The organism is Nitrosomonas oligotropha, from assembly GCF_009833085.1.
In the GTDB taxonomy this organism is placed as follows: domain Bacteria; phylum Pseudomonadota; class Gammaproteobacteria; order Burkholderiales; family Nitrosomonadaceae; genus Nitrosomonas; species Nitrosomonas oligotropha.
In genome coordinates, this window is sequence record NZ_QRBZ01000008.1 from 68,299 (window position 1) to 95,237 (window position 26,939).

Genomic DNA, 26,939 nt, shown 5'->3' on the forward strand with positions numbered 1-26,939 from the left:
CGTACACTACCGTACAGACAGCCAAAATTTTCTTATGTAACTTGTTACTTCTAACGTGTGGATTCACACACCTTTTCTTTATTAATCATAGATTCAGATATTTATGTCTTACTGATCAACCGGTTTATTTTTATACTTCGAGAATGCTGATGTCACTTGCTCCAGTCGTTACCGGCACTAATCATCTGTTAGCTGCCTTACCTAGCGATGATTCTGAACAGTTACTTGCGCGTTGTGTAGAAACTGAACTTGTCTTTGCAGACATTTTGTATCGCTCCGGCGACCCCATATCGCATGTTTATTTTCCAACCACGAGCATTATTTCCTTGGTCACACCGATTGATAGCAATCACAATCTGGAAGTAGGATTGGTCGGTTATGAAGGCATGTTCGGCCTTCCGCTTATTTTGTCGGTGAATGTCGCTTCCTATAATGCGGTGGTTCAGGGAGCAGGTCAGGCCATGTGCTTATCGACCTCCGTGTTTCTAAACGAACTTGAGAAAAGTGCGGCGTTTAAGCAGGAATTAAAACGCTATCTTTATGTTGTGATGAGCCAGATTGCTCAAACGGCCGGATGTAACCGTTTCCATGTGGTGGAAGCTCGCCTGGCGCGCTGGCTATTGATGACACAGGATCGGGCGCAATCCGACCAATTTCATGTCACGCACGTATTTCTCGCTTATATGCTGGGGGTGCGGCGTGTCGGCATCACTAAAGCAGCGAATTCTCTGCAAAATAAAGCCTTGATCAGTTACAAACGAGGGGATATTAAGATTCTCGATCGTGCCGGATTGGAAACGGCTTCCTGTGAATGCTACCGCACGGAGAAAGCGCTGTACGAACAAATTCTAGGCTGAGAATAGACCCGGGTTACGATGATATGTGCGGGAACGTACAGATTTATATCGGGAATAGGAGAAAGATAATGCCATGCTGGGACTGATAAGAAGCATGCAATCGCTATCCGGTTGTTCTAACGATTGCAGCTTTTTATAGTACCTGCGCCTTGATATTACAGGAGGATTGATGAAACAGGTCATATTCTGCCGTGCACGGTTCTGGAGGACTTTGCCAGTCGCATTGTTTTGCTGCTCCGCTATGATTTCAGGTTGTAGCTCGGAGTATGGGAATGAAAAAAACAAACTGACCCAGCAAGAGAAAAGGGGAGGCGCCGATCGTTCAGTACGCACTGAGATTGGCGAGGCATCCTGGTATGGGCCAGGATTTCAAGGCAAGGAAACCGCTAATGGCGATATCTTCGATCAAACCAAGATGACGGCGGCCCATCCGAGTTTGCCGATGGGTACCAAAGCCCAAGTGACCAACCTCGATAACGATAAAACAGTGGAAGTCAGAATTAACGACCGTGGCCCCTACGTCAAGGATCGCGTCATTGATGTTTCCAAGGCAGCGGCTAAGAAACTCGATATGCGGAAGGATGGCACGGCTCACGTCAGGATTGAGACCAAACGCGCGGACAAAGGAACTCCATAGTCCAATTTACCGGTGTGACAAAATGGGCATGTGCCGGGTTTTGCATGCTTTGTCCTATCGTGGATTTGACCGGATAGATAAACCAAACAACCAAAGCGGCAGGAAACCATACAATGGAAAAAATGCATTCATTAAACGCGGAAGACATTGATGCCTCGCTTTTGCATACTTCCGATCAAGTCAGTGCCGAGAAATTACAATCCTCTCTCGTGGAGCTGGCGATACTCAAGCAAATGCTTGCCGCAGCGCAACAGCAAATTGAGATATTGAATAAAATCAATATTTGCCAAAGAAAAAAATTGATACGATTTGCGAAAAAATTGGCACAAGCCCACCATTTTGGGTACTACGACGAACTCACCCGGTTGCCTAATCGCAGATTATTGCTGAACCGGCTGCAACAGGCGATTACCCAATCCGACCGGCAACATAAGCAAATTGCATTGCTATTCATCGATCTGGACAAATTCAAGAGTATTAATGACAGCTTTGGCCATGCGACAGGAGACAAGCTTCTGCAAATGTTTGCGGAACGTTTAGTTGCGTGTATCCGTTACGGTGATACAGCCTGCCGGTATGGCGGCGATGAATTTTTAATCATGCTGCCGGAAATGGATAGTCCGGAAAATGTAGCCGTGGTAACGGAGAAGATTCGCACTCAGTTGTCCGTACCGTATGTGATAGACGGACAAGTTATTGTACTGTCGGCAAGTATCGGCACTACTATTTATCCAATCAATGGCAAAAACTGCAGTGAGTTGATCAATCAAGCCGATATTGCCATGTACTGCGCCAAGGTGAACGTTAATCGTCCAGCCGATCTGCCAACGATTGGAAACGGTTAAAAGCCTATCGGTTCATGGCGTTCGATACCGTTCAGTTCATGACGGATACGTGAGGATGTTTCATAAACGACCTTGCGCACGCGATTGATACCTCCCAAGGGTTGATGATCCGGTATAGCGTGCCACGGTGTGAAGGAAAGATCCTCGCAGAATTTCAGTTGCTCGGATGCTGTGAATGTTTGCGCTGGAATGGTTATTTTCGCTACAGGCACAAAAGGGGAATCTTTTTCACTCCATGCGATGGTGGGATCTTCGATCGGCATCGCTACAGGCTGTGTACGGAGCTGAACCATAAAATCGAAACACGCATCATCGCTGGCGAGATGTTTTTGCATATTTTCACGCAGGAAATCGGGCGCTGTGGTTTCGGCAGATAAAGACCGGTTGGGTTTACCACAAGGGCGAACGGAAAACTTCATGGCGGTATTATCGCCAAAACGATAAGGCGTCGCGCTCCAATATTGAATATCCAGCGGATTGTCAACCTTCTTGCTGCGAATGGCGATTGCAGTGGCAAGTTCATGCAAACGGAAATTCAGCGGATTGAAACCCGGGAAAAAGAATTTACTCAGTGCATCCTGCGCAATAGCTTTCTGAAATTCCACATAATCCGCCGCATTTCTGACAAAAAATACCGGATGATTAACCATCACAAAATCTTGCGTGCCGGATTGGCCAGACTCCACACCCATAAGCTTGATGGCCATTCCACGGCCATCGCCAACGGAGTCATTTTGCACTTTTCCGGAGCCATTGGAGTAACGAATCCAGGCAGGATAATTGCGCGCTTCCGCGAAGATTCCGGTTTGCATGGAGGCAGGTAGCGGGAGCACACGAAATTCAGCTTTTACGCAACCGTGCGACTTGAAGTGCACATCGCGATGAGCTGGGCCCTGCTTGGTTCCGGCTCGAATGTTTTCTTCCACCATCCGCGAAATTTGCTGAATTGCCGATGCTTCATCCGCAGGGATTAACTCATTACTAAAAGCGTTCGATGGCAAGAAAGTGACCAGCGCCAACAACAAAATTCCATTTTTCAACATTCCAATGTACCTCCGGGGTGCGCACAGAAGCCATTCTTGCACATGAGTTTTTCATTCAAGAATGGCTTGCTCTGTTGTCATGATACTTGTGCAATAACAGCGCTTCATTAAGCGCTGATGAAAACTTTCTGTTTTATTTGAGTTGCAGACTATTCTTGACCGATTTAACGCCACCGACACTGCGTGTTACTTCGATGGCTTTATTAATACTGGCAGAGGATCTGACAAAGCCGCTCAACTGGACAATGCCTTTGAAAGTTTCGACGTTGATCTCAGCGGAGCTTAATGTGGGTTCGTTCAGTATGGCTGCTTTTACCTTAGTGGTAATCACGCTGTCATCGAGGTATTCACCCGTTCCCTCATGACTTTTGGTTGATGCGCACCCTGTCACTGTCAGCAGGGTCAAGGCCAAAAAAGAGGCGGATAATAATTTGATAAAGTGTTTCATGATTCAATCTCCTAGTACTTGTTAAGGTTTTATAACCGATGTCTCAATCACATAATGCGATGGAGAAAAACTGCGGCACTGACTAACAGGTTAACTGCAAAACTCATTATGGTCTGTGCGTTAACGTACATAGTTTTGCAGCGAATCGATTCCGTGCTTGAGGGACGGGTCAAGAAGGTAGCGGACAGGAAAAGCCTGTTGGCAAAAAATTATAAAAGCATTACGTACGATACCGCACAGACCATCCGCAATCTTCCGCTTAATCTTTAAATCAGACAGTAGTTTCATTGCAGGTAGCGCTCCATGTAAATGGAGAAATGCTTATGCCGATGATGCTTTTCTGAATATGAATGTTTCATGCTGCTGATTCAAATAAAAATTTAAGGAAAAACGATGAGAACGGAAATCGAATATGAGCAAAATATTGCAACAAAAGCAAAAAGGATTCTTGTTCTTGTGATCACTGGTTTGTTCATTGTGACTGGTTTGGCAGGTTGCCAACAAGAAGGGCCTGCTGAGACAGCAGGGAAAAAACTGGATCGTTCGATTGAGGATGCTGAAAAAAAGATTGAGCAAACAACAGAGCAAGCAGAAAGAAAATTTGATGATGCAAAAAAGTCGATCAGTGATAAATCTGAAACAACCGATCAATACATCGATGATGCAATCATTACGATGCATGTTAAAAAAGCCATTCTTAGTGATGCTTTGCTCAAGCTATTTCAAATTAAAGTGACGACCGTGAATGGCGTCGTTCACTTGAGCGGTACACTTGATTCCCAGCAAAGTATCGACAGGGCGATCGAAGTGGCAACAAACCAGGAACATGTGAGATCGGTACAGAATGATCTGATTCTGGATGTGAATGCATCGAGTAAACAATAATGTTTTACCAGAGATCGGCCGCAGTATTGGCAGTTATGCTTTTTGCGGCACAAGCTGTGCATGCCGCAGTGCCGGATGATACTTATATTGCCGGTTATGCGGCCGGTGTGTTAAAGCATACATTGTTGCTGGATATTCCATCATTGACCGTGCAGGATGGCGTCATAATCTTGCCAGCAGGTAGTTTAGGCGATGTTGATCGAGAAAAAGTGGTGCGGGTGTTGTCGGAAATTCCAGGCGTGAATATGGTCAGGATAGCGGAAGCGGCACACCAGCCACCGATGGTTAATGCATCTTCGCAGCCGGTCAGGCAATTCTCCGAAAAACCTGTGGGGGCGGCAGCTAATGCTGCGCTGTTGCCTACCGGATTGTTACCTGCTGGCCATCTATTCAAGCCGTTATTAGCAGATCCCCGCTGGGCGCATTTCTCGGCCGCTTACCGCAATTTCCAGAACGATAATTTTGATGGCAGAAATATCGCTTCCGTGAGTTTCGGTGAAACGATACCGATTTACCGCAGGAATTTAGGGGAGTCTGTCGCACAGTGGGAAGTCGGACTGCAAGGTGGCGTCTTCAGTGACTTCAATCTGGGTGCGCCATCTTCGGATCTGGTGAACTCCGATTTTATTGCATCGGTATACTCAAGTTTCCGGGCAAAACAATTCTCAGCCTTTGGCCGCATTTATCATCAAAGTTCACATCTGGGTGACGAATTTCTGCTGCGCAAAGAAGGCTCTGCATTTGAGCGCGTTAATCTCAGCTATGAAGGCGTGGATCTGAGGTTGTCTTATGAGTTTCCTTATGGTGTGCGCTTGTATGGTGGCGGGGGAGGGTTGTTTCATAAAGAGCCTTCGGCACTCAAAGTATGGATGGTGCAGTATGGCGCTGAGTTTCGCAGCCCATGGCGCATCGGATCCGCGCCCGTGCGTCCAATACTGGCGGCTGACTTCAAGAATTTTCAAGAAAATAACTGGGGCACGGATATTTCGGCCAGAGCCGGGATTGAGTTTGAGAATTTGCAAGTGCTTGGCAGGAAACTTCAGTTACTGGTCGAGTACTTTGACGGACACTCTTCGAGCGGGCAGTTTTTTAAAAACAAAGTGGAATATATCGGCGTCGGAGCCCACTATCACTTCTAGCGCAGCAATGTGCCGGGACGGTAGCGCATTATCCGCAGGATTCGTCGTAAAAATATCATCAAATGGTGACCTATTAAGGAGAAGTATAAATGCTTGAATCAATTGCACTCATCTTGATCATCTTGTGGTTACTGGGTTTGGTTTCCTCGTACACCCTCGGAGGGCTTATTCACATTCTGTTAGTGATTGCGCTGATAGTCATCCTGCTTCGCGTCATTCAGGGCCGGTAACCGTTTCCGGGTCAACATAGCAAGACTTTGCTGTGCAGCCTTGATATTCCGCTCTGCAATTTTGCATCAATCGCCAGTTCAAGAGATTGAATCCGGCTTGTCTGCCCGGACTTTCTTCGTGTTGTGAAAAAATCTCTGATCGAATCTCAAACGCTGAAATCAGGTTTCTTTCTCATTATGTGCGACACCGTACAGATGATATCCAATAGTGTCATTACACTGTAGAAGTCTTAGAAAGTTAAGAGCGTGCAGCAGAAAATGCCAAGTCAGTATAGAACTTAGCAAAACTTAAAATGGAGTAATACAAATGAAACCATGCTATCCCCTCATCATTGCCGCACTCATAACGCTATCCGCTTGTGATCAAAATAATGCGAATTCCTCAGCAGTCAAGGATAACGTCGATGATGCTCTTGATCGGCGCCCCGGCGAGAAGGTGCGCGATGCTGCTGAAGATGCCGGTGATAAGCTCAAAGGCGCAGGCAAAGAAATAAAAGAAACAATCAAAGATGCTACGAACTAACTTCTGTTCTATTTGGTTATTTTTGACCGGACTCACCGGAAAGTCTGAACACAATTCCGGATCTACTCACATTGGAGAAATATTATGAGCACAAAAGAAGCATACAAACAAAAAATAGAAGCCGATGTAGAGTTGGCGCAGGTTAAATTGGCACAACTGAAGGCTGAGGCGAAGAATTCCGCAGCCGATGTCCGTATCGAATATGAAAATCAAATCGAAGAACTCGAACAGAAGATTGGCGCCACCAAGACCAAGCTGAAAGAACTGAGCGAAGCCGGCGAGGAAGCCTGGGAACATATGAAGAGCGGTGCGGAAAGCGCCTGGAACACACTCAGTGCCGCTGTCAAAGGTAACAAATAAGATTTATGCGTATAGGAATTCCCTATATCTCGATATTCGACGATAAGGTGCTGCAATGAAAATGATGCGAACAATTACAGCCAGTGCTGTGACCCTAGCAGTGATAGCCGGTTTAATGGGCTGCGCAGGAATGTCGGCGCAGGATAGAAACACGGCGATCGGTGCGGGTGCCGGTGCTGTCGGCGGTGCCATCCTTACGGGGGGCAGTGCTCTCGGGACGGTCGGCGGTGCAGCGGTCGGTGGTGTCGTAGGCCATGAGGTCGGTGATAAACGGAATAAAAAGTAGTATCCGTTTAAGTATTAAAATGATTCTACGAACGATGTAAATCCGGACTCAATGCTGGAATACCTGGGCAACAGTTAGAAATTCACTGTTGTTCCGGATCTGGAGTGAGTCCAAATACGCGCTGGAATATTCTTCACGATTCTTCAGTAAGTCAGCTAGATTCCGCCTGTTTCCCTTCACAGTTAAATTAACCAGCTCGTGGCGCCCATATTTTTCATTCCGGATAGATACGAATGGAAAATATGGGTTTATTTTAATCTTAAGTGCTATACCGCACTGAGTAAGCCATTAAGAAGGGCTAGTATGAAAATGTAATTAATTGTGTTTGATGAAAAGGTATGTAAGTGAAGTAACCATTTTTAGTTAACGTAGTTAACCAAAATTAATATCTTCTAATCCGTACTGTAATTGCCATTTTTTAAAAATTCTTTAAGAAATGAATTGACTTTAAAGGTAATTATTATGAAAAAAAATTTACAAACACTGACTGCCGTCATAGCACTATCATTCGGATTGGGTATCGGAACAGCCAGTGCTGCGCTGACACCACCGGTATTTTCGCCTTCATGGAATGCGATTTTCGGTAACGATGATGTAGTAACCTCAACTTTCAGCGATGTTTATCCAGTGACGTTACCGTTCGATGCATTAAGCGGTGGAGCCAGTGTAACCAGCGGTTTTAATCTGTTAGGTTTCAATGTCTTTATCGATAGCTTTGCATTAGTTGATGCTTCTACGGCTACACTGGTAGCTTCGGGCATAGCCGGGTCTACTTCGGTTTTTTCTTTCGGCCCGTTGAGTGCTGTTGATAATTATCAGTTGTTGGTCGAGGGTCATATTATCGGGCCGAATAACAGCGGTTCTTATTCCGGAAATTTTGAGATTTCTCCAGTTCCTGAGCCTGAAACCTACGCCATGTTGTTTGTCGGTCTGGGATTGGTCGGTTTTTCGTTATTTCGCAGAGAAACTAAGTTCACGCCTGTCTATGCCGCATAAATGAAGGATTTCTCCAGCGTTAGAGAATAATTCCAGATTGAGTGTTGCATCGGAACCCTGCTCCATGAGCGGGGTTTTGTATTTGCAATGACGCCCACGGGTTACTGATTTCGTTCCTCCATTCGTCGCTGTTGCAGTTATGTGCGCTAGCGAACTGTCTTCCATGCAGAAAGAGCATCTAATGGCTTCTGATGATCTTGGAGCCGGTGGTTTCCAAGCTAGGTTCATCTGGATTCGCTTATCAATCAACAGTCAATTGTTACAAGGGCAATTAATATTCATTGCAACAATTGTGTTCGAAATTTAATTCAATGGATAAAGGATGATGAAGAATTTTTATTACACAAAATCGCATCGAATGATGCTCACAGCGGGTGTCGCAGTAACCTCCGCGATCTTTTTGGCAAGTTGCGCAAGCATTCCGGCGCCGACTGAACAAATGGCGGTTTCAAAAGCCGCGGTGACTAATGCGCTCAGCGCTGGCAGCAACGAATTTGCACCGGTACAGCTCAAGTCTGCGATGGAAAAAATGGATGCGGCCGAGCGTGCGATGACGGAGAGAAATTATGAACTGGCACGGCAGCTGGCCGAGCAAGCTCAAATTGACGCCAAGCTGGCTGGAACGATGGCGCGTTCATCCAAGGCCCAGAAAGCAGCCGATGCTTTGCAGGAAGGTAGCCGTGTGCTACGCCAAGAAATAGATCGTCAAACCCAATAATCCTGAAAGGAATTGATCATGAAAAGAAACTGGTATTTCTCTATGATTCTGATAACTGCTGCTGTTTTCGGTTGCAGCTCGGTACCGCAGAATGCATCGCTTACTGAAGCGCATCGCAATTACAACAACGTACAAACCAACCCTCAAGTCACCAATATGGCGGCACTTGAATTGAAAGAAGCCAGTAATTTTCTGGAAAAAGCGGATGTTGCCTTAAACAATAGGGAAAACGATACCGCAATCAATCATCTGGCCTATATGGCCAATCAGCAAGTCGCTATCGCGCAGGAAACCGCCCGGGGGAAAGTTGCTGAATTAGCTGTTACTAACGCCGGTGGAAAGCGTGACAAAATCCTCCTGGACGCGAGAACAGCCGAAGCGGATGAATCCAAACGGCAGGTGGCATTCGATCAGGCGCTTATTGCCGAACAGGAAATGCAGCTCAAAGAGCTGAATGCCATCAAAACGGAACGCGGTCTGGTCATCACATTAGGCGATGTATTGTTTCGTAGCAATCAGGCTCAACTGGAATCGGGGGGAATGCGCACCGTGCAGAAGCTGGCCAATTTTCTCAGGCAATATTCCCAGCGCAAGGTACTGATCGAAGGCTATACCGACAGCATTGGCAGCGACAGTTACAATCAGGAGCTCTCCGAACGGCGCGCTAATGCCGTGCGGGTGGCTTTGATCGATAGCGGGATCAGCAGCGACCGTATCGCTTTGCATGGTTACGGCGAAGCTTATCCGGTTGCCAGTAACGATTCCGCAGATAGCCGCCAATTGAACCGGCGTGTGGAAATCGTTCTTTCCGATGACAATGGCAACATCACTGCACGCTGAAAGCAATATCCACAGGAATGCAAAAAGATATTGCGCAGGTTTTTTTGCCGGTTTCAAACGAATTAGCAATTAAGAATCCGGCTTGACGAGCTTTACTGCCGGTTCTGTCAGAGCATTTAATTGTTTCGGATTAACTTCTTCCCCGTTGGGTGGAAGTTAAGGAAACGCTGATTAATTGACTATACGAGCGAATCACTTCGTTGCGCGGAACTCGCTCCCTCGCCTATCTTATTGATATGCCTTGGTTGCTGTGTTCCGTGCGCCTCGTGCTTCATCTCGTCCGTCGAATTAATCAGTGTTTCCTTAATTGAGAACCGGCACTTCAATGCTCCTCTGATTTGGGTGGGGCGCCTTATTTTCGCTGTATTTGACGTTTAATGTAACGTAAGTTCGCTAGCGAACCGACCGTATGTGGCTTAGCCAGTATTGTTCACAACGAGGTGTGGTAATTATCTTGCACCTTTAATCATCGGATGTCGATGGTCACCGATGGGATTGGAAGATCCTATATCCATAATGTTTTAGACAGGAGTTTTATATGAATGACACAGATCGCAATACACATGGCACTGATAATAAAGCATCCGAAACCCGTCTGATGGGTTCGGAAAGACTCGTTGGCAATGTCGTTTGCAACGAGGGCGGTGAGAAACTGGGTAACATTAAAGAAATCATGCTGGATACAGCTTCCGGTAATGCGTGTTATGCGGTGTTGTCTTTTGGTGGTGTCTTGGGAATAGGAAGCAAGCTGTTTGCGGTACCTTGGTACCGATTGAAGTTTGATTCAGGCAAAAAACACTTTGTGCTGGACGTGGATAAGGATCGCCTCAAAAATGCGCCGGGGTTTGATAAGAACCACTGGCCGGATACGGCAGACAAATCCTGGGATAATCAAATGCACTCTTACTATGCCGCAGCGAAGTAATACTATCAGAAACATGACTATTTATGCGAAGGCGGGAGTCACATAATTCTCTGAAAGCCTTTATCCATGATGCTTTAAATTTTCACATTTTGAAATTTACCCGCTTTTTTACCCGTTTTTAGAAAAGTACCCCTTTTTTTACACTTCCTCACACTTTGTGGAAAAAACTTTATTTTTGCTGTTTTTGGCCTGTTTTTTCTCTGCTTTTTTGCACATTCGCAATAAAAAAGCCTAGGTATTAAGACCCCTAGGCTCTCAAAAATAACCACTCTAGTGCAATCCTACGCCGCCGATTTCTGACCGGCTTCAAGACACAGTTTAGACGGTTTAACTAAACAGTTGAGTAGTTGAGCTAATATATGCAATGAAAAAAGTTTAGGACTTTTATTTTTCGCCACACTAGAATTTTCACGAGGGCAGAATTACCCCCGCCGCCAATATCTCTGGAAGTACCTTTTTTGCATTCTTCATTGAACCTCGCTTTTCCTGTTTTCATTTCTGATCTCAGATCATTTTTCCCGGCTTTTCTTCAGTAAATTTCACTAGTTTAGTGTATTTCTTTCGGCACTTTTCAGCACTTTGCCGTGTTTCTTTTCGCACTTTCACACACTTTGTGAATCATTGTTTGTTCTGCTTCACTGAATCCCGCTCTTTTGGATTATCTCCAACACTGCGAACGGATCATATTTATACTTCGGTATCAGCAATTCACAGGTTCCAGCGTTGCGTATTGCTAACGTTAAAATAACGTCGTGTCTGTTGCTCTCGGTATCGGTCACGAATGCCCGCTGAGTCTCTGGCCGTTCTTCCAGCATCTTCAAAACCTTTTCCCGCCGCTGTTCGCGTTTCAGTTCTGCAATGATCGCCGGTTTGTGTTTGCGTAACCGTTCAATCAGTTCGTTGGTTATTTTTTCAGGCGGTTCAAGCTCTAAAAAATTACCATCAGTTTTGATGGTCACTCCGTTTGCCTGCAAGTCTTTTATAATCTCTAATATTTCCATGATTTTTTCTCACAAAAAAAGTGGCGAAAAAAGCAGCACTTTCGACACATCCAACACGGGCGCGGGTTCCAGTCCGGTATTTGCTACACCCACCCAGCACTTGAACCCAGCACCCAACACTAAACTATGACCGATTCGTGTCTTTTGTGGAATTTCTGTTCGTCTTCCAATCTAAGCCTAAGGCCATTAATCCCACTGCCAGAATTGCGCCGTGACTCGTTGACGCTAAAACCAAGCGTTACGCACGTCTGAATCAACAGCTCCTTAAACCGGCGGCTGGATAGCGCTGTTTTGTGCGCTCGCTGACACCACTGACGAAAATTCGCATACAGCCACCTATCGCTATTTTCAAAGGTCGTTTCACGGCCAGATTCTTGAATCTTGCGCTCATCGCCTATCTGCGTCCATGCTGCGTTATCCGGTATGCAGCATTCAGTTACCCAGTCCGCTATCGGGTTGCTGGCCGTCATAGCGTCAAGGTCTGCGCTGCGAATGCGTTCCGGTGGGTTTCGGATGGTTTGGGATATTTCAGCCTGAGATAATTTAAGCAACCAATTCACAAGGCCGGGTAGCTCCGCATGTAAAACCGTTTCTTCGCCACCTTGCCATTGCCATATCTGCTTTTCCTCGTTGGTGGCTCTGCGGTCAAAAATGACTGTAATGCGCCGCCGATCTAGTCCGCTGGTGTGGTCGGTAACCTGTAGCGATTCGTTGGATGCCATAACCACCAAACCTTGAAATACAAAACTGCCTGCTTGCTGCTGGTGTTTGCGCTCTAGCCGTATGTCATCTTGGCCGGTTATTGCCTTTAACACGTTAATAGAACCGCCGTATTTATCAGAGTCAGAAATAACGGCTAGGCGTTTGTTATAAAGCATTGCGGCTTCAAACCTGTTTTGTTCCAATTGATCCAGGCTTGTAATTGCGGTATTCGTTTTGCCGATTAATGCCGTGAGCAATCGCATAAACGTACCCTTGCCGGTTCCGCCGCTGCCTTTCAGATGCAGAAACTTTTGCAGATCATTCCGGCCATGCAACACCGCCGCCATCCATGCGCGAAGATACTCGACAGTTTCGCTGTCGTTATCCACAGCCAGCTTTAACCATGCTTTGATGTTCGGACAATCCGCGCCCGGTTTATATTCGTGGGGTAAGCACCAAGTTTGCGCGTTATCTGGCGTTATCGGTTCAAGCCGTTCTGTCTTCAGGCAAAGCAGGCCGTTAAGAAAAGGCAATTTTGCGGCATCGTTCCTTGGCAGTGGCAGCATACTGCCGTCCGTCAGAAGCGACTTAATTCCATTTTTAAAAGCTGGTTTAAATCCAAGATCGCCTGCGCCAGCATAAAGCATTTCAACCAACACGTTATCAATTGATGAGTTCTCTGGCATCCAATGGCTACCGGTAAATTGGTGCCACATTTGTGAACTGGCATCATGCGCTATGTATCCTTGCAATGCTTCCTGAAAAATCAATGCGGCTTTTGAATCAATCAATAAACGCCGCTTAGTTTCGCCCTTGGTTTCGGTTTCCTCGATAAGTGCATTTCTCTCAAGTTTTGGTGCTGGTTGGTGTTGGGTCAGTGCTGGGTCAATGCCGCTGAAACCCTTATCAGTGCTGGAAGTGTTGGAAGTGCTGCTTTTTTTAACTTTGTCTGAATAATTTCTAACTGAATGTTCATTCATAGCCTTAACTGCTGCGCTCTCTAACGATTCCATTATTGAAACCTCCGTGAATAGCTGGCCGCTTCGTTAATCCGCAAAACCGCTTGCGATAAAAACGTAACATCCGATTCCGGCAACGCTCTACCGGTCAACATCGCGCGCGCAGCCAATAGCACAACAAGAGCATCATGCTGAAGGGCGGCAAGTATCTGCCATTCGTTAAAGTAAGAACGACTTTGCAGTTCGTACCGGCTTTCACGTGAAAACAAATCAGCCGGGTTAAGATCGATTGCCGCCGTGATTTCGTGAATGGAACAGCCTGCGAAGCACTTCAAAAGTATCTGTCCTTGCCGCCCTGTACCTATCGCTAGGCTTCTGCCTTTCCGGTCATCGTGGCTTGGACAAAATGCCAGCATGCCGCCGTTGTGACGATTGATAACGCCCTTCAAACGGCTTGTGACTTCGTTCAATGCGTCATGGGTGCTATAATTCGAGTGTGAGTTTATTCCAGCCGCTACCCCCGCCGGGTGCGGCTTTTTTGTGGGTTCCTGCATGGCTCATTCCTCCGCCCGGTAATTGATCGGGTCTGCAAGCCAGCGGTGAAGCTCCGCGTTATCGTAGAACGTACAACGGATTCCCATCCGTTCGGGCTGCGGGGCTTTGCCTTCTTTGGATAACTTTCTGAATGTTTCCCTTGATACGGGTGAGTATTTGGCGATTTTTGGCCAGCGTGATTTGCCGGTTAATGGAAGTACTGCGGGTGTTGTTTGTTTTTCTTTTTGATGCATTAATAACCTCATTGATTAATGAAAAAGATTCACCAATCAGGCGGATATTTGCGTCCTAACTGCTTGCCATTTTTTGCCGTTGCTAACCAATTGTGAGCAATTGCTATTGCAATACGTACACGTATTGTTTACTATCAGCGGTAATTATAGTTACATTTTCAAATAGCAACAAACAGCATATTCAGTATTAATGATGCAAATAACCACCTCAGCGCGTCATTAAGGTAAGCAAGAACATAAGAGCATCTGTTAGTCCAGCCGTGACTTAATTCGGCACCAACCAGCTAGTGCTTAGACTCATTAGCTGGTTTCTCATTTGGTGAGCTGAGAATGACAAGTGTATACTGCTTGGGTAGTTTGTGGATAAAAATGGCGAATTTTTTATAACAGTAGTTATACGCAAGTTTGGTGTAACGCACCGTCTTGAAAAAAAAGCAATTTTTCTGAACTGTATACTTCAGATTGAGAAACTACCGGAATTTCACTAGTTTGCTTTCACGCAATTTTGAACGGTATTACTTCCGCACCAGCTCTCAGCTTATCCAAATAATCCGCCCATTCCTGCATCATGCGTGCCCGTGGCTCCAAGTAAAGCGCATGGTTGTATGCCGCGCTCACTGCATCGCGTTGAGTGTGTGCAAGCTGCAATTCGATATGATCATGATTGAATCCTTGTTCGTGAAGGATCGTTGACGCTATCCCCCTGAAGCCGTGCCCGGTCATACGGCTGTGATACCCCATGCGGTATAGTGCGTAAATAATGGTGTTGTTGCTCATGGTCTTGCCGTCTCTGCGTTCGCTCGGAAACAGCAAAACATCATCAGCCGCCAGTTTGCGGATTTCTTCCAGTACTGCTATTGCCTGTTGACTCAGTGGCACGATGTGCGGTGTTTTCATCTTCATGCGCTCCGCCGGTATACGCCATTCTCTTTTGGTCAGGTCGATTTCGTCCCATTGCGCACCAATCAATTCACCTGTTCTAACGAACGTTAAGGCTATCAATTGCATTGCTAGGCGGGTGAGGGGTTGCCCGTCGTAACCATCGATTTTGCGCAATAATTCGGGCAATTCTTTTTCACTCAGGCGGGCGTGATTGGTTTTCTTGGTAGGTTTCAATACATCGGAAGGTTTTATATCTGCCGCTGGGTTTCGTTCCGCCATGCCATGCGCCACGGCATAGCGCATAACCTGTCCGCATTGGGTCAATACTCGCTTGGCTATATCTAGCGCACCGCGTGATTCAACCTTGCGGATCATCGTTATTAATTGCGCGGCTGTGATGTCATTAACCGGTTTTGCGCCGATAGCCGGGAATATATCCGCTTCCATGCGCCGGATCGTGTAGCCTGCATGGCGCTCTGTCTTGTCATGCTTCCAATGATTCCACCATTGACGTGCTACGGATTCAAAGCTGTTTTCCGCTGCAATGGCTGCCTGTCGTTTCTGTTCTTTGCGGCTTTCTGAAGGGTCGATACCTTGTGCCAGCAATTGCTTGAAGCGGGTGTGTTCCAGTCTTGCGGCTGCTAGCGACACAGTGGGATAGAAGCCAAGGGAAAGCATATTTTCTTTATCGTGAAAGTAATAACGCATTCGCCATTCTTTCTGGCCGTTAGGTTGCACAAACAAAACAAGCCCTTTGCCATCGGTTAAGTTAAAGCGTTTGTCCTTTGGCTTTGCTGCCTTGATGATTGAATCGGTGAGTTTCACGTAACCCCCTGAATACCGAAAAACAAAACAAAAAACGGGTAACAAAAATACGGGTAAATTCTTACTCGCTTTTTTACCCGCTTTTCGATAATGTTACCCGCTTTACTCAGGGTTGCCAAGGATTGGCTATATTATCTTGAGATTGTTTATTTATAAGGGTTTTGTTGGTGTTGCTGGGCAACGTTTGGAACATCTTTGGCGGAGAAGGCGGGATTCGAACCCGCGGTACGGTTTGAGCCGTACACACGCTTTCCAGGCGTGCACCTTCAGCCGCTCGGTCACTTCTCCAGGTAATTCCGGCAAGGGGGCAAAGAATAAACCAGTTCCCCGTTTCGGGCAAATTTGTTTTGCGGATTGACGTTAATTTTAGCTCAAAAATTTCCATGACGAGAAGGTGGCGGCTTGTCCGGCAAGCGTGCCATCCGGTTTATGGATATTCCAGATGAGAATCCGCTCGGCCAGAAAACGTTTGCCGGTGCTGGATATCCTGATACCGCTGTAATCAGCATGATAGCCCTGGGTTTTTACCTGTTCCAGCATGCGCGCGCGTTCTTCCCGTTTGGCCGGTTCCGCCGTCAGGCGGGAAGGGGTGCGCGTAAATTGCTGCCAGTCCATCATCCATAAATTGAGCGCTGTGCGATTGCCGTAATTTAATACCGGATCATCTTCCGTGCCGTGCGATGCCACCACAAATGCGCTGTCGAATAGCCGTCCCGCTTGTTCCAGCGGTGTGCCAGTCCGTTCAATCAATTCCTGTTTGACCCAGTGCGCGTAGCTGTCGAGTAAATACTGACACCATTGCACCATGTCCGGATGTGTCCAGTCGGTTTGCATCGTCTGTTATGAAATAATGCGTGTCATGCGATAGAGCCTGAGAGTGTAGCGAGGCTTATAGCGATTAACAACTGCCATTCCCGGTTATTTTGGCAAGATTGGCGGATCGGTATCAAAGACCTGAATATCCTTGTGCAATTCTGTAATAGACGAAGCGCAGCGGTTTACCTTCGCGCATGACAACCAGGCTATGGACGGGGCCGGGTTGGTCGAGATGCTTGGAAATATCATTGCCGGCACGGCCGTGCTCCAGATGATGCCGCGCCATGCTGACCAGGATAATCGGCCGGGTGACGGGTGGTTCCGATGGGTGCCAGACTTCATACATGGCACCGCTATCGCCAAACATATTGCGCGCGCGGATATCCATCCGCTCACCGTGCTGATTGTAAAATGCCAGCGCACTGGCAACGGACCATTTGCTCATGCCGACGACCAAGGGTTTCTGTCCAGTTTGTTGCTGCACATCTTCCGCAATTTTCTCGATCTCAATGGTCGCTTCGCGCCAATAGTAGCGATTCATCAACTCAGGATATGGAATCCCCGGAATCCCCACTACCACATAGTGCATTATCAATGCGTACACCGCTATGGAAAGAGCGATGGTCGGCTTCCATGCGGCCTGGATACGGCTTTCGAAGCTGCGCGGACTGAAATTCTGTCCCATCATCCAGGCCATGGTTGGGATGATGGCAAGCCATAACGGCGCGGTCCAATGAAAACGCAACGAGTCGAGGCTGCTGAGTACCAGGAATATCGCCAGCGGTACTCCTGTGAATAGACAAACAAACAGCATGCGTCTGTGCGCAAAATCCCCTGTGCCGTGCTTGTGCCCGGGCAGCAACGCCAATAGCGCGGCGATCAAACCCGTCGGGGTGAGCAATACCAGCAAGTTGACGAGCAGTAAATGAACCGAAAATTGATCGCCCCCGTCACCGACACCGCGGATGCGCGATGACTGAAACATGATCGAAGACCAGTGGTGCTCCAAGTTCCAGATAATAACCGGAGAAAACAACAGCAGCGCCAGCAATGCGGCAAGGTACGGATGGGGACGGAACAACCAGCGGCGCGCAACCGGGTCGATGAGCACAAATAATAATGCGGCAGCGCCGAGCAGCCCAAGCGTATATTTGGATAAAATGCCGAGACCGAAAGCGATTCCCATGCCGAGCCAGGCTGAACTGCGGTTTGCGATCAAGGCGCGTTCCATGTAATACAGTGTGGCTGCCCAGGCGGCAATTACCGGAGCGTCCGTAGTCATGAGGAAGCCGGTAGCGAAGGTAAATGGAAGGACCGCCAACAGCAGTACCGTGCGTATACCGGTGGATTTGTCGTACAGGTTTTTGGCTAAAGCATAAAGAAAACCCATCGTGATCAAGCCACAGATGAATGCTCCGATCCTGACACCGAATTCATTATCGCCGGCAATTGCGGTGCCCAGCCAGATCAGCCACGCCACCATGGGCGGATGATCGTAAAAACTTAAATCCATATGCTGGGTATAGTTCCAGTAATAGGCTTCGTCGGGAATCAGTTGCGTTTCGCCAAGATAAATCAAACGGAATAATATAATGAACGGTACGATGCCGAGCGCGGCCACGCGCCAGCGCGTATCGGCAGTAGGGCGGTTGTCTTGTGCCGGAAATATGTAGAAGACCGATCCCAGATAGCAGATGATTGCGCTAGTGACCGTGGCGGTGAGAATGGCCCATAGCGGTGCTACCTGCCAGGTATTGACAAGTAAGGACAGCAAACCGCCGCGCGACAGCAATGCAATGCTGCCGACCGCAGCGATACGGCCGATGCGGGACCACTGCAGTGAGTTGGTCTGCTGGGAGCGGAACAATCCGCCGGAATTAAAAGCGAGAAATACCGCCGCTGCGGCAAGAAAACTCCCGATATGAGCCGCTGCCAGCGCCGCACCATTGCTTTTCAGGATCTGGAACAACCCGATATCGATCAGCGCGCAGAGCAGTCCAGTCAAAATAACACGCCCGGCGTTGTGAATCGTGGCGCCGCCGGAAAGCGCAAGCAAGCGTTGCAGATAGGCCCATTGGTGGTGAAAGGACAACTTTGAAGTGCCGCGTGTCCGGTCACGAAAACAGATGGGCACTTCCACCACTTTCAGCGTGCCTTGTCCGGCCATCAACAATTCGAGCAGGATTTTATAGCCGTGCGCCTTCCCGGAAATGGTCGACGTCAGCTCGCGGCGGAATGCAAAAAAGCCCGAAGTGGCATCGTTGACATCGCACAGCGGGCGCGCTAGCGAGCCGCCGATGCGCGATAGCCACTGCCGGTGCAACGGCCAGCCTTCGGTGCGGCCGCCCGGAACATAGCGGCTGCCGATGGAGACATCGTGACTGCCATTCAGCACGGGTGCCACGACGGCGGAAAGCTGTTCGGGCGGATGGCTCAGATCGGCATCCATGACCACAATGACATCGCTCTGTGCCTGCGCGGCGCCAGCCAGAATCGATGCCGTCAAGTCCGGTTTCTCAGTGCGCTCAATGAGCCGCACCGGCGCTTTTTGCTCCCACGCCCGTACTTTTTCCGGGGTGCCGTCCTTTGAACCATCGTCGACAAAAATAACTTCGAAGCTGTCCGGCGGGAGATTTAGTGCAAACAAGCTGGTTAATAAGGGATCGATATTATCGGCTTCGTTGAGTGTCGGTATTACTACGGAAAATTGTGTCAAGGGGATCTCGGCTCTGAAAGTGGAATGGTTAATTTTAAAAATAAGGGGTTTGCTTATGGAAAATTAAGACGCTTCATGCGTTTCATTCACAATTAATTCGTTATTGTTATTATATTATTGTGCATTATGTCTTGCCGTTATTTAAATTAACGAATTGAAAAAGCTCGGTTGTTTTGAGATTGGTGAATGAGGCACGATCTGAATCGGATGGTCCGGTGCGATGAAATTGCCGCCAGTATAAATAGGAATATAGTGAATGGCTATTGATTTGGGCTTTGACGGAACCGCCTGGGATTGTAGCGGCGCAAGATGGATTTTTACCCCATTGTCAGTTTTCACAGCTTGCAATGGGCGCGCAATCGAGAGGGGCGCAGATCAGGGAGTAGTCCGCCAAGTTTGCGGACGGGCCGCTAAGGCGCAACCGGTAAATCAGCTTCTGAGCGCCGGTAGCGGGTCGTCTTTCGGCACGAAATTGAGTGCAATGCCGTTGTTGCACCAGCGTTCGCCGCGCGGCGGCGGGCCGTCTTTGAACACATGGCCTTGGTGCCCGCCGCAGCGTGCGCAGTGGTATTCGGTACGCGGTTTGATCAGTTTGAAATCGAGCCGGGTGGCGATGTGTCCGGCAATCGGCTGGGTGAAACTGGGCCAGCCGGTCCAGCTTTCATATTTATGCGCGCTGTCAAACAGCGGCAGATAGCAGGCGGCGCAAATGAATGTGCCCGCGCGATCCTCGTACACCAGATTGCTCGATTCCGGGCGCTCGGTGGCTTCTTCAAACAAGATTTGATAGGCTCTGGGTGAAAGCAGCTTGCGCCATTCTTCATGCGGTTTATTAAGCGGCGTTACCTGGCTGGCCGCTTCACCAACCGCCGCCGTGCGCAAACAGGCGGGAACCAGCGGAATCACGGCGGCTGCGGCCAGCGCTTGTAACACAGTGCGTCGTTTCATAAAATCTTCTCCAAAGCAGCAAAAGCGCGTGTGAATTGATTTTCTGGGATTTTTTCAGTGCCGCCGATTCGATTGCGCTAATTAACCGCGAGATCCATCCAATAACACCGCCGGGTCATGCGCGGATTGCTGAATCACGATCACTTTATGGCGCGATTTATCGCCCTGTTTCAAGATCACGCGGGAAAGCGGCACATCAAAACGTTCGGCGAGAAATTTCAGCAAGGCGGTATTCGCTTTGCCTTCCACCGGCGGCGCGGCAAGTTTTATTTTTAGCGCATCGCCATGCAAACCGGCCGCTGCGGTATTTTTTGCACCCGGCTGAATGTGCAGCGTCAGCACCAGATTATCCGCATCATCGTACCGGTACCATCCCATGACGGTCGGTTAAAAGAGCATCGCGACGATTTCCTTATTCACGCCGGCCACGACCATCAATAACACTTGAATCAGGATCAGCACGAACAAGGGAGACAAGTCGACATTGGCGACCGGTGGTATGCGTTTGCGGAAAACGGCCAGGAACGGACGGGTAAAACTGTCCAGCAGCGGTGCCAGCGGACTGTGCGGGTTAACCCACGACAAAACGGCTTGCATGATAATCATCATCAACACGATATAGAGCGTGGTTTTAATGATCTCAACAATGCCCAGCAATCCCATCACGCCCAATGAGGTGACGATATTGATCTCGAAATCATACCCTTGCACCATGTACATGCTGGCTATGATGATGCATTCCAGCAACCACGCCAGCACCAGTGTCGATAGATCGATCCCCGCCCAGCCGGGAATGAACCGGCGTGCCGGGCGGACAATAAAATCGGTGACCGCGATCAGAAACTGCGAGACCGAATTGTAGAAAGGAACGCGCAATAATTGAAAATAGAAACGCAATAACAACGCTAAGGAAAACAACCCCAGAATAGTATCAACAAGAAAAATCAGGATTTGATTGGACATAACAATTTTCCAGAAAAACTATAATCGATAATTAAGAAATCGCTAATGAGTTATCGCGAACATTATATTTTGCCGAACTCGTCACTTAATTCCCGTGAGCGTTTATTCGCAGCATGAATGGCAGTGATGATCTTACACTTAATATCATTTTTTTCCATAGTTTGTATCGCCTGCTCGGTGGTGCCGCCTTTGGAGGTCACCCGGGCGCGCAATACGGCCGCATCTTCCTCGCTCGAGCCGGCCAGTTTGCTGGCGCCTGCGAATGTCTGCAAGCTGAGTTGTCTTGCTTGAGCCGCAGACAGACCTAGTTCCATCGCTGCTTGTTGCATCGCTTCAATGAAGTAGAACACATAAGCGGGACCGCTGCCGGAAATCGCCGTGACGGCGTGCAGCATCTCTTCGTCATCCACCCACAGGGTCGAGCCCACCGCCGCGAGGATCGATTCAGCGCTCGTTCTATCGCGCGCGTCCACGCTGGGCGGGGCATATAGACCGGTGACACCGGAACGCACCAGCGAAGGCGTATTGGGCATGGCGCGCACAACGCGCTGATACCCGCCCAGCCAGCGCATGATGTCGGTGGCGCGAATTCCGGCGGCAATCGATATCGCCAGTTGATTCTTTAATAACGGTGCGAGTTTCTGCGTCAATTCAAACAATTGCTGCGGTTTTACCGACAACAGAATGACATCGCTGGCTGCAATGCCCTCGGCGAGATCGGCTACCGCCGTGATGCCGAATGTTTGCTGCAATTTATCGCGGCTATCGGCATTAATTTCCACCACACTGAGTTGCCGGGCCGCATACCCTTGCTGCAACAATCCGCTGATTAAGGCGGAAGCCATATTACCGCCGCCGATGAACGAAATATTCATAGTCATTTTCTCGCTACGTTGATTGAACTGAGATCAGTGCTGGCAAGCCGGACAATAAAAACTGGCGCGTTGACCTTGTCTGATGTATTGAATAATACCCTCACATTGTTTGCAGCGCTGGCCTTCACGCCCATAAACCCAATAGTGCTGCTGGAAGTAGCCGGGAGTTCCGTCGCTGTTCACAAAATCGCGCAAACTGCTGCCACCCGCTTCGATAGCCTGCTGCAAAGTTTGTTTAACCGCCTGTACCAATCGCTCATACCGGGTCATGCCAATTCTGCCAGCGGCAATTTTGGGATTGATTCCGGCCAGAAACAAGGCTTCGTTCGCATAAATATTGCCGACGCCAACCACCATGTGATGATTCATCAGTGTTTGCTTGATGCTGACACGGCTGCCTCTGGTTTTCGCGAATAACCGCGCGGCATCGAAATCCGCCGTTAACGGTTCCGGGCCGAGATTCTGTAAAAGTGGGTGCTGTAAAACATCCCCGATTTGCCATAGCACCGCACCAAAACGGCGCGGATCGCGCAACCTTAAGACCGTGCGATCCCGCAGAATCAAGTCAAAATGATCATGCTTGCCCGGCGGAAGCTCAGTGTTTTGCGTTGGTGGCAGAATACGCAAGCTTCCCGACATTCCCAAATGCATGATCAGCGTTCCCGCACCGCAATCCAGCAACAGATATTTGGCGCGCCGGGTTACGGTTCGAATCGTCAGGCCTGCCAGTAATGACGGTAACTCATCCGGTACCGGCCAGCGTAACCGGGGATTGCGGACAATGACTTGCGCAATGGTTTGTCCCACGATATGCGGTGCAATGCCGCGCCGCGTTGTTTCGACTTCCGGTAATTCCGGCATCAGCGCTCAGTCTCAGCCTGCAAAAGAGTGGCCGGATCGAGTAAATGCCGGCCGGTATCCAGCGGAAACCGGTAACCGGTTTCCTCACCGGATCGCACTAAAATAATCGAAACGGCATTGTGCAATATTTTCAGATCGATTTGCCGTCCATCCTGCAAACCGATTTTCACCATGCCGCTTTCAACAAAATCAGATCCCAACTGCGCCACCACTATCAATTCCGCGGCGCTGGCCGTTTGCCACAATTGAATCCAATCTTTTAATGCAGCGTCGGTGACGGCTTGGTCCGGTCGTTGCAATGTCACGCGCCAATGGGGATGGTGAAATTCCGCTGCGAAATGCGGCGATTCAAATTTGACCGGAATTTCGCCGGACGCCAATAGCTTGGAATCGATCAAATCGTTCACGCTACCCGGCAAGGCCAGTGCATAACGCGGCGCAATCAGATACACATGATCACCGGCCGCGACATATTGCTGATTGGTGGTAGGTGCAAATCCGCCAAAGCCAAACTGTGAATCGTCAACGGTTAACAGCACATTCGGCCGCTCCAGGCCAAACCGTCCTAAATCAGTCAACGGAAAGCGTTGCTGACTCTTGGCCTGGAGAATTTCCAGAATTTTCCTGATCTTTTCTTCGTTAGCCCGGGCGTGCAGGGGCGTTGTCAGATACCAATGATCGTTCAGCCGCTTGAGTGTGATTTCCAGCTGCGGCCTGACGATACGCATACTCTGCACGGTTTCGGTGGAATTGCTGGCGATTGGATATTCCGGATTACCCTGGGATTGCGGTTTGAAATAAAGAAACAACAGCAAGCTGCCAATCGTGGCAACCATAATGAGATTCAGCCGTGCATGATGCGTCATGGTCATATTTTTCTCCGGCGCCACCAAATGACGCCCCCGCACGTCAGGAACAGCAGGGGCAATACCACTAAAAAAACCAACGCGATCAGTGTCAGTTCAAATTCACTCAAGACCAGACTGCTATCCAGCGTTGCGCGCGGTTGAATCACGATCAGTTCTTCATCGCCGGTCAACCAGTTGATCAGGTTAATGCCGAAATCCAGATTACTGCCGTTGCCCAGATAAGTATTGGCAAGAAAATGCCCGCTGCCGACTACGGCAATGCGTTGCTCGCGGTCCTGGATAGTGCGCGTCAAGGCCACGGCAATACTGACCGGTCCCGGTATATCGGCATCCTGGTCAAACCGGATTTCTCCATTCGGATCGCCGGTTTCCACCCAACCTTGCGGCGCCGCTTCAACCAACGCAACACCGCTCCAATCGTCGTTCTCATCCATCTCGATCTGACGCGCGAAAGGAAAGACGGTGATGTAATTAAAATCATTGGTAATGACATGCGGCCCGTAAATCGCGCCCAAGGCGAAGGTGATCGGCGCTTTGAGTTCCACCGCCTGGGGATCGGCGACGACACCCGGGGTCAGCGACAAGCGCAATTTTTCCGTCAGCGGCAATAATCCGCGCAACGATTCCTGATCGACCAGCCAGAGCAAATTGCCGCCACGGTCGATATAATCCAGCAGTTTTTGTACTTCTCCCGGCAACAAGTCGGTTTGAGGTGACGCAATGAGCAGCATGCTCGCAGTGGCCGGGATATCGCGTTCAATGGTCAGATTGAGTGGTTGGCTGTTAAAACCGTTGGTGCGCAAGTGCTTGCCGAATTCGCCGAGATCGTAATTGGCATTACCGTCCAGCTTGCGCTCACCATGCCCGCTGAGCGCCACAATCAGCTTATCCTCCGCGCGCGCCAGCCGCATCAATGCATTGGAAAATGTTTGCTCGTTGACGGTGAGCAAGTGTTCAGCGCGCTGATTGAATCGAACGATCATTTCACCATTGACCTGCACATCGGCTTCCTGCGCTAACAATGGCTGTTCCACCGGGTCGATGAACAGCAGCGATAGATCCGGCTTAATGCGCTGATACATCGCGATAAAATCGGTAATGATGCGGCGGATGTCGCCCAGTTGCGCATCTTGCTCAGTGGCATACGCGGTTACCTCGACCGGTCCGTGCAATTTTTGCAGGATCTCCACGCTGGCTTCACTCAGACTATTACGCCCGTTCTGGCTGATATCCCATTGCTGCCGGGTCTGCTGGGCCAGATATCCAAGCAAGAAAACCAATAGCAACAGCAGAATGACAAACAGGCCATGGTGTATCCGGTTTCGCCGCTGCAATTTTTTATCCAGATCAACCATGCAGCCGCTCTCCATCCAGACGGCGGATCGTCAACACCAGAAAGGTAACGGTGAACAAAATGAAATAGGCGGTGCTCAAGGTGTCGATCAGTCCTTGATTAAAATGGCCGAAATGTTTCAGCAACGAGAAATAGTGCAGCCAGCTTTGTGTTGCGCTCGCCGCCAGATCGACCAGCCACAATCCTAGCAACACACCCAGAGTACCTGCCGCGGCAATCGCCGGTTGTGCGGTCAGGCTGGAAATATACAGCCCAAGCGCGGAAGAGCAGGCAACAGTCAGCAGCAATCCTATCGTGTTACTGAGCAACAATCCGAAGTCCATCACGCCGCCGGTGCGCAATGAAACGCATAAGGCGATAATCAGACCGGTGATCGCGGAAAAAAACACCATTAAGCCGAAAAACTTACCCAACACGATATCCGTCATCGAAACCGGCGCGGAAATCAAGAGTGTCAAGGTGCGGTTGCGGCGTTCCTCGGCGATGAGACGCATCGATAGTAATGGCGTAATCATCAGTAAAACAATCGCGGCCACCGCAAAGACGGGCGTCACGATAATCTCGGTAACGCCGGGAGGATTGGCGATTTGCATCAACTGCGGCTGAATTTCCAGAAACGCATCCAGCCGTACCAGAAAAACCCACGCCAGCACGAGCTGAACCAACGCCAGCAATAGCCAAGCCAGCGGCGAAATGAATAGCATGTGCAGTTCTTTACGGATAATGGTCGCAATCATCTTCAAATTTGGCTCGTGCAATTATTGCGTAAGTTGTGTGAATACTGCTTCCAGACTGGTATTTTGCTGGCGCAAATCGATCATCGGCTGATCGAATACAATGCCGCCTTGGTGCATGATTTGCACCCGGTCACAGACATTTTCAACTTCCGGCAAAATATGAGTCGATAAAATAACACTGCTGGCTGTTCCCAATTCGCGGATCAATTGGCGGATTTCGCGCATCTGATTGGGATCAAGACCCACAGTCGGTTCATCCAGGATGATGACATCGGGGTTGTGAATGATCGCTTGCGCGATGCCGACACGTTGCTGATAACCCTTCGATAAGGTGCCGATCAAATGCTTGCTCCGCTGTTCCAAACCGCAGCGTTGCTTCACATTTTCCAGCGCCGCCGTGAGCGCTTCCTTCGGGACTCGATGCAGCCGGGCGGCCAGCAGCAAATATTCATCCACCGTCATATCGAAATAAAGCGGTGGAATCTCCGGTAAAAAACCCACATGGGCTTTGGCTTCCTGCGGTTTATCCAGTAGATCGATGCCGCAAATTTCGACACCGCCGCTACTGGGTGCAAGATTACCCGTCAACATGCGCAATGTTGTCGATTTACCCGCACCATTGGGTCCAAGCAATCCCAGCACCTCGCCACGCCGCAATTGCAGGTTGAATTGATGAACTGCAACAACTTCACCATAGCGGCGCGTTAAATTTTGCGCTGACAAAGTTAGAGCTGCTGTTTCATCGGGCATATGGCGCTGTTTTTAGAATTGATTGAAAGGGTTCATGAAAATCTTCCCCGCATATCATACCGATGTGAAATTTCACCATCCTGGCGGCCGGACAGTATACGTGTGATAGATCAATAATTCACCGGCTTTAACGTGATGCCATCAGCGGCGCCTTATGGACG

Annotated in this window: 31 protein-coding genes and 1 tRNA gene; 13 read left to right on the forward strand and 19 right to left on the reverse strand. The window is 49.0% G+C overall.

Going from position 1 to position 26,939, the window contains the following annotated elements:
* Positions 1 to 149: 149 nt before the first annotated feature.
* The 3 genes from ABD07_RS03220 (at position 150) to ABD07_RS03230 (ending at position 2,339) form a co-directional block, all read left to right on the forward strand.
* On the forward strand, positions 150 to 857 hold the full coding sequence (locus ABD07_RS03220) for a Crp/Fnr family transcriptional regulator (protein WP_160817087.1): 708 nt from the start codon (positions 150 to 152) through the stop codon (positions 855 to 857).
* A 241-nt stretch (positions 858 to 1,098) separates the two neighbouring features.
* On the forward strand, positions 1,099 to 1,494 hold the full coding sequence (locus tag ABD07_RS03225) for a septal ring lytic transglycosylase RlpA family protein (RefSeq protein WP_160817088.1): 396 nt from the start codon (positions 1,099 to 1,101) through the stop codon (positions 1,492 to 1,494).
* A 113-nt stretch (positions 1,495 to 1,607) separates the two neighbouring features.
* The gene (locus ABD07_RS03230; protein ID WP_160817089.1) at positions 1,608 to 2,339 is read left to right on the forward strand and encodes a GGDEF domain-containing protein; all 732 of its coding nucleotides are present in this window, start codon (positions 1,608 to 1,610) and stop codon (positions 2,337 to 2,339) included.
* On the opposite strand, the gene ABD07_RS03235 is transcribed toward ABD07_RS03230, so the two are convergent.
* Both ABD07_RS03235 and ABD07_RS03240 read right to left on the reverse strand, forming a co-directional pair.
* Positions 2,336 to 3,382, reverse strand: a complete 1,047-nt coding sequence (locus ABD07_RS03235; protein ID WP_160817090.1) for a catalase family protein — start codon at positions 3,380 to 3,382, stop codon at positions 2,336 to 2,338. The genes ABD07_RS03230 and ABD07_RS03235 overlap by 4 nt on opposite strands.
* Before the next feature lie 133 nt (positions 3,383 to 3,515).
* Complete coding sequence (locus ABD07_RS03240) at positions 3,516 to 3,830, reverse strand: BON domain-containing protein (RefSeq protein WP_108698631.1); 315 nt, start codon at positions 3,828 to 3,830, stop codon at positions 3,516 to 3,518.
* A gap of 393 nt (positions 3,831 to 4,223) precedes the next feature.
* Here ABD07_RS03240 and ABD07_RS03245 point away from each other — a divergent pair, with 393 nt between their 5' ends.
* From ABD07_RS03245 to ABD07_RS03290, 10 genes are all read left to right on the forward strand, one after another.
* Positions 4,224 to 4,715 (forward strand): BON domain-containing protein, encoded by a 492-nt coding sequence (locus ABD07_RS03245; protein ID WP_160817091.1) that lies wholly within the window; start codon positions 4,224 to 4,226, stop codon positions 4,713 to 4,715.
* A complete protein-coding gene (locus ABD07_RS03250; protein ID WP_160817092.1) occupies positions 4,715 to 5,854 on the forward strand; it encodes a DUF1207 domain-containing protein in 1,140 nt (379 codons plus the stop codon). Before ABD07_RS03245 ends, ABD07_RS03250 begins: the two co-directional genes overlap by 1 nt.
* An 89-nt stretch (positions 5,855 to 5,943) precedes the next feature.
* On the forward strand, positions 5,944 to 6,084 hold the full coding sequence (locus tag ABD07_RS03255; RefSeq protein WP_108698634.1) for a lmo0937 family membrane protein: 141 nt from the start codon (positions 5,944 to 5,946) through the stop codon (positions 6,082 to 6,084).
* 307 nt (positions 6,085 to 6,391) lie between these two features.
* Positions 6,392 to 6,607, forward strand: coding sequence for a hypothetical protein (locus ABD07_RS03260; RefSeq protein WP_164502739.1), 216 nt, complete (start codon positions 6,392 to 6,394; stop codon positions 6,605 to 6,607).
* A gap of 84 nt (positions 6,608 to 6,691) precedes the next feature.
* Positions 6,692 to 6,967 (forward strand): sll1863 family stress response protein, encoded by a 276-nt coding sequence (locus ABD07_RS03265; RefSeq protein ID WP_160817093.1) that lies wholly within the window; start codon positions 6,692 to 6,694, stop codon positions 6,965 to 6,967.
* 61 nt (positions 6,968 to 7,028) lie between these two features.
* A complete protein-coding gene (locus tag ABD07_RS03270; protein WP_420813489.1) occupies positions 7,029 to 7,253 on the forward strand; it encodes a glycine zipper 2TM domain-containing protein in 225 nt (74 codons plus the stop codon).
* A gap of 462 nt (positions 7,254 to 7,715) precedes the next feature.
* Complete coding sequence (locus ABD07_RS03275; protein ID WP_160817095.1) at positions 7,716 to 8,249, forward strand: FxDxF family PEP-CTERM protein; 534 nt, start codon at positions 7,716 to 7,718, stop codon at positions 8,247 to 8,249.
* 322 nt (positions 8,250 to 8,571) lie between these two features.
* Positions 8,572 to 8,967 (forward strand): DUF4398 domain-containing protein, encoded by a 396-nt coding sequence (locus ABD07_RS03280; RefSeq protein ID WP_205010652.1) that lies wholly within the window; start codon positions 8,572 to 8,574, stop codon positions 8,965 to 8,967.
* Positions 8,968 to 8,985: 18 nt separating this feature from the next.
* On the forward strand, positions 8,986 to 9,807 hold the full coding sequence (locus ABD07_RS03285; RefSeq protein ID WP_160817096.1) for an OmpA family protein: 822 nt from the start codon (positions 8,986 to 8,988) through the stop codon (positions 9,805 to 9,807).
* A gap of 538 nt (positions 9,808 to 10,345) precedes the next feature.
* Complete coding sequence (locus ABD07_RS03290) at positions 10,346 to 10,732, forward strand: PRC-barrel domain-containing protein (RefSeq protein WP_160817097.1); 387 nt, start codon at positions 10,346 to 10,348, stop codon at positions 10,730 to 10,732.
* A gap of 635 nt (positions 10,733 to 11,367) precedes the next feature.
* Here ABD07_RS03290 and ABD07_RS03295 read toward each other — a convergent pair.
* The 17 genes from ABD07_RS03295 to ABD07_RS03375 all read right to left on the reverse strand — a co-directional run bounded on the left by ABD07_RS03295 (position 11,368) and on the right by ABD07_RS03375 (position 26,778).
* A complete protein-coding gene (locus tag ABD07_RS03295) occupies positions 11,368 to 11,733 on the reverse strand; it encodes a TubC N-terminal docking domain-related protein (RefSeq protein WP_160817098.1) in 366 nt (121 codons plus the stop codon).
* A 119-nt stretch (positions 11,734 to 11,852) separates the two neighbouring features.
* On the reverse strand, positions 11,853 to 13,415 hold the full coding sequence (locus ABD07_RS03300; protein WP_160817099.1) for a DNA primase family protein: 1,563 nt from the start codon (positions 13,413 to 13,415) through the stop codon (positions 11,853 to 11,855).
* Positions 13,416 to 13,447: 32 nt separating this feature from the next.
* Positions 13,448 to 13,948 carry a hypothetical protein gene (locus ABD07_RS03305; protein WP_160817100.1) on the reverse strand — a complete coding sequence of 167 codons (501 nt, stop codon included), beginning with the start codon at positions 13,946 to 13,948 and terminating at the stop codon, positions 13,448 to 13,450.
* Positions 13,949 to 13,951: 3 nt separating this feature from the next.
* The gene (locus ABD07_RS03310; RefSeq protein WP_160817101.1) at positions 13,952 to 14,182 is read right to left on the reverse strand and encodes a helix-turn-helix transcriptional regulator; all 231 of its coding nucleotides are present in this window, start codon (positions 14,180 to 14,182) and stop codon (positions 13,952 to 13,954) included.
* A gap of 495 nt (positions 14,183 to 14,677) precedes the next feature.
* A complete protein-coding gene (locus ABD07_RS03315) occupies positions 14,678 to 15,889 on the reverse strand; it encodes a phage integrase central domain-containing protein (RefSeq protein WP_160817102.1) in 1,212 nt (403 codons plus the stop codon).
* 196 nt (positions 15,890 to 16,085) lie between these two features.
* Positions 16,086 to 16,177, reverse strand: a tRNA-Ser gene (locus ABD07_RS03320).
* Positions 16,178 to 16,255: 78 nt separating this feature from the next.
* Positions 16,256 to 16,723, reverse strand: coding sequence for an MEKHLA domain-containing protein (locus tag ABD07_RS03325; protein WP_160817103.1), 468 nt, complete (start codon positions 16,721 to 16,723; stop codon positions 16,256 to 16,258).
* 112 nt (positions 16,724 to 16,835) lie between these two features.
* Positions 16,836 to 19,421, reverse strand: a complete 2,586-nt coding sequence (locus ABD07_RS03330; protein ID WP_160817104.1) for a glycosyltransferase family 39 protein — start codon at positions 19,419 to 19,421, stop codon at positions 16,836 to 16,838.
* 429 nt (positions 19,422 to 19,850) lie between these two features.
* On the reverse strand, positions 19,851 to 20,369 hold the full coding sequence (gene msrB / locus ABD07_RS03335; protein WP_160817105.1) for a peptide-methionine (R)-S-oxide reductase MsrB: 519 nt from the start codon (positions 20,367 to 20,369) through the stop codon (positions 19,851 to 19,853).
* Between the two features lie 81 nt (positions 20,370 to 20,450).
* Complete coding sequence (locus ABD07_RS03340; RefSeq protein ID WP_108699158.1) at positions 20,451 to 20,747, reverse strand: DUF167 domain-containing protein; 297 nt, start codon at positions 20,745 to 20,747, stop codon at positions 20,451 to 20,453.
* A gap of 9 nt (positions 20,748 to 20,756) precedes the next feature.
* A complete protein-coding gene (locus ABD07_RS03345) occupies positions 20,757 to 21,332 on the reverse strand; it encodes a YggT family protein (protein ID WP_160817106.1) in 576 nt (191 codons plus the stop codon).
* 62 nt (positions 21,333 to 21,394) lie between these two features.
* Complete coding sequence (gene proC, locus ABD07_RS03350; protein ID WP_160817107.1) at positions 21,395 to 22,207, reverse strand: pyrroline-5-carboxylate reductase; 813 nt, start codon at positions 22,205 to 22,207, stop codon at positions 21,395 to 21,397.
* Between the two features lie 33 nt (positions 22,208 to 22,240).
* Positions 22,241 to 23,068 (reverse strand): bifunctional DNA-formamidopyrimidine glycosylase/DNA-(apurinic or apyrimidinic site) lyase, encoded by an 828-nt coding sequence (gene mutM / locus ABD07_RS03355; protein ID WP_160817108.1) that lies wholly within the window; start codon positions 23,066 to 23,068, stop codon positions 22,241 to 22,243.
* Complete coding sequence (locus tag ABD07_RS03360) at positions 23,068 to 23,940, reverse strand: DUF4340 domain-containing protein (RefSeq protein ID WP_240142393.1); 873 nt, start codon at positions 23,938 to 23,940, stop codon at positions 23,068 to 23,070. The genes mutM and ABD07_RS03360 overlap by 1 nt, the downstream gene beginning before the upstream one ends.
* The gene (locus ABD07_RS03365; RefSeq protein ID WP_160817109.1) at positions 23,937 to 25,292 is read right to left on the reverse strand and encodes a GldG family protein; all 1,356 of its coding nucleotides are present in this window, start codon (positions 25,290 to 25,292) and stop codon (positions 23,937 to 23,939) included. The genes ABD07_RS03360 and ABD07_RS03365 overlap by 4 nt, the downstream gene beginning before the upstream one ends.
* Positions 25,285 to 26,028: an ABC transporter permease gene (locus ABD07_RS03370; RefSeq protein WP_160817110.1), complete on the reverse strand. Its 744-nt coding sequence runs from the start codon at positions 26,026 to 26,028 to the stop codon at positions 25,285 to 25,287. Before ABD07_RS03370 ends, ABD07_RS03365 begins: the two co-directional genes overlap by 8 nt.
* A gap of 21 nt (positions 26,029 to 26,049) precedes the next feature.
* Positions 26,050 to 26,778, reverse strand: coding sequence for an ABC transporter ATP-binding protein (locus ABD07_RS03375; RefSeq protein ID WP_160817111.1), 729 nt, complete (start codon positions 26,776 to 26,778; stop codon positions 26,050 to 26,052).
* Positions 26,779 to 26,939: the final 161 nt, after the last annotated feature.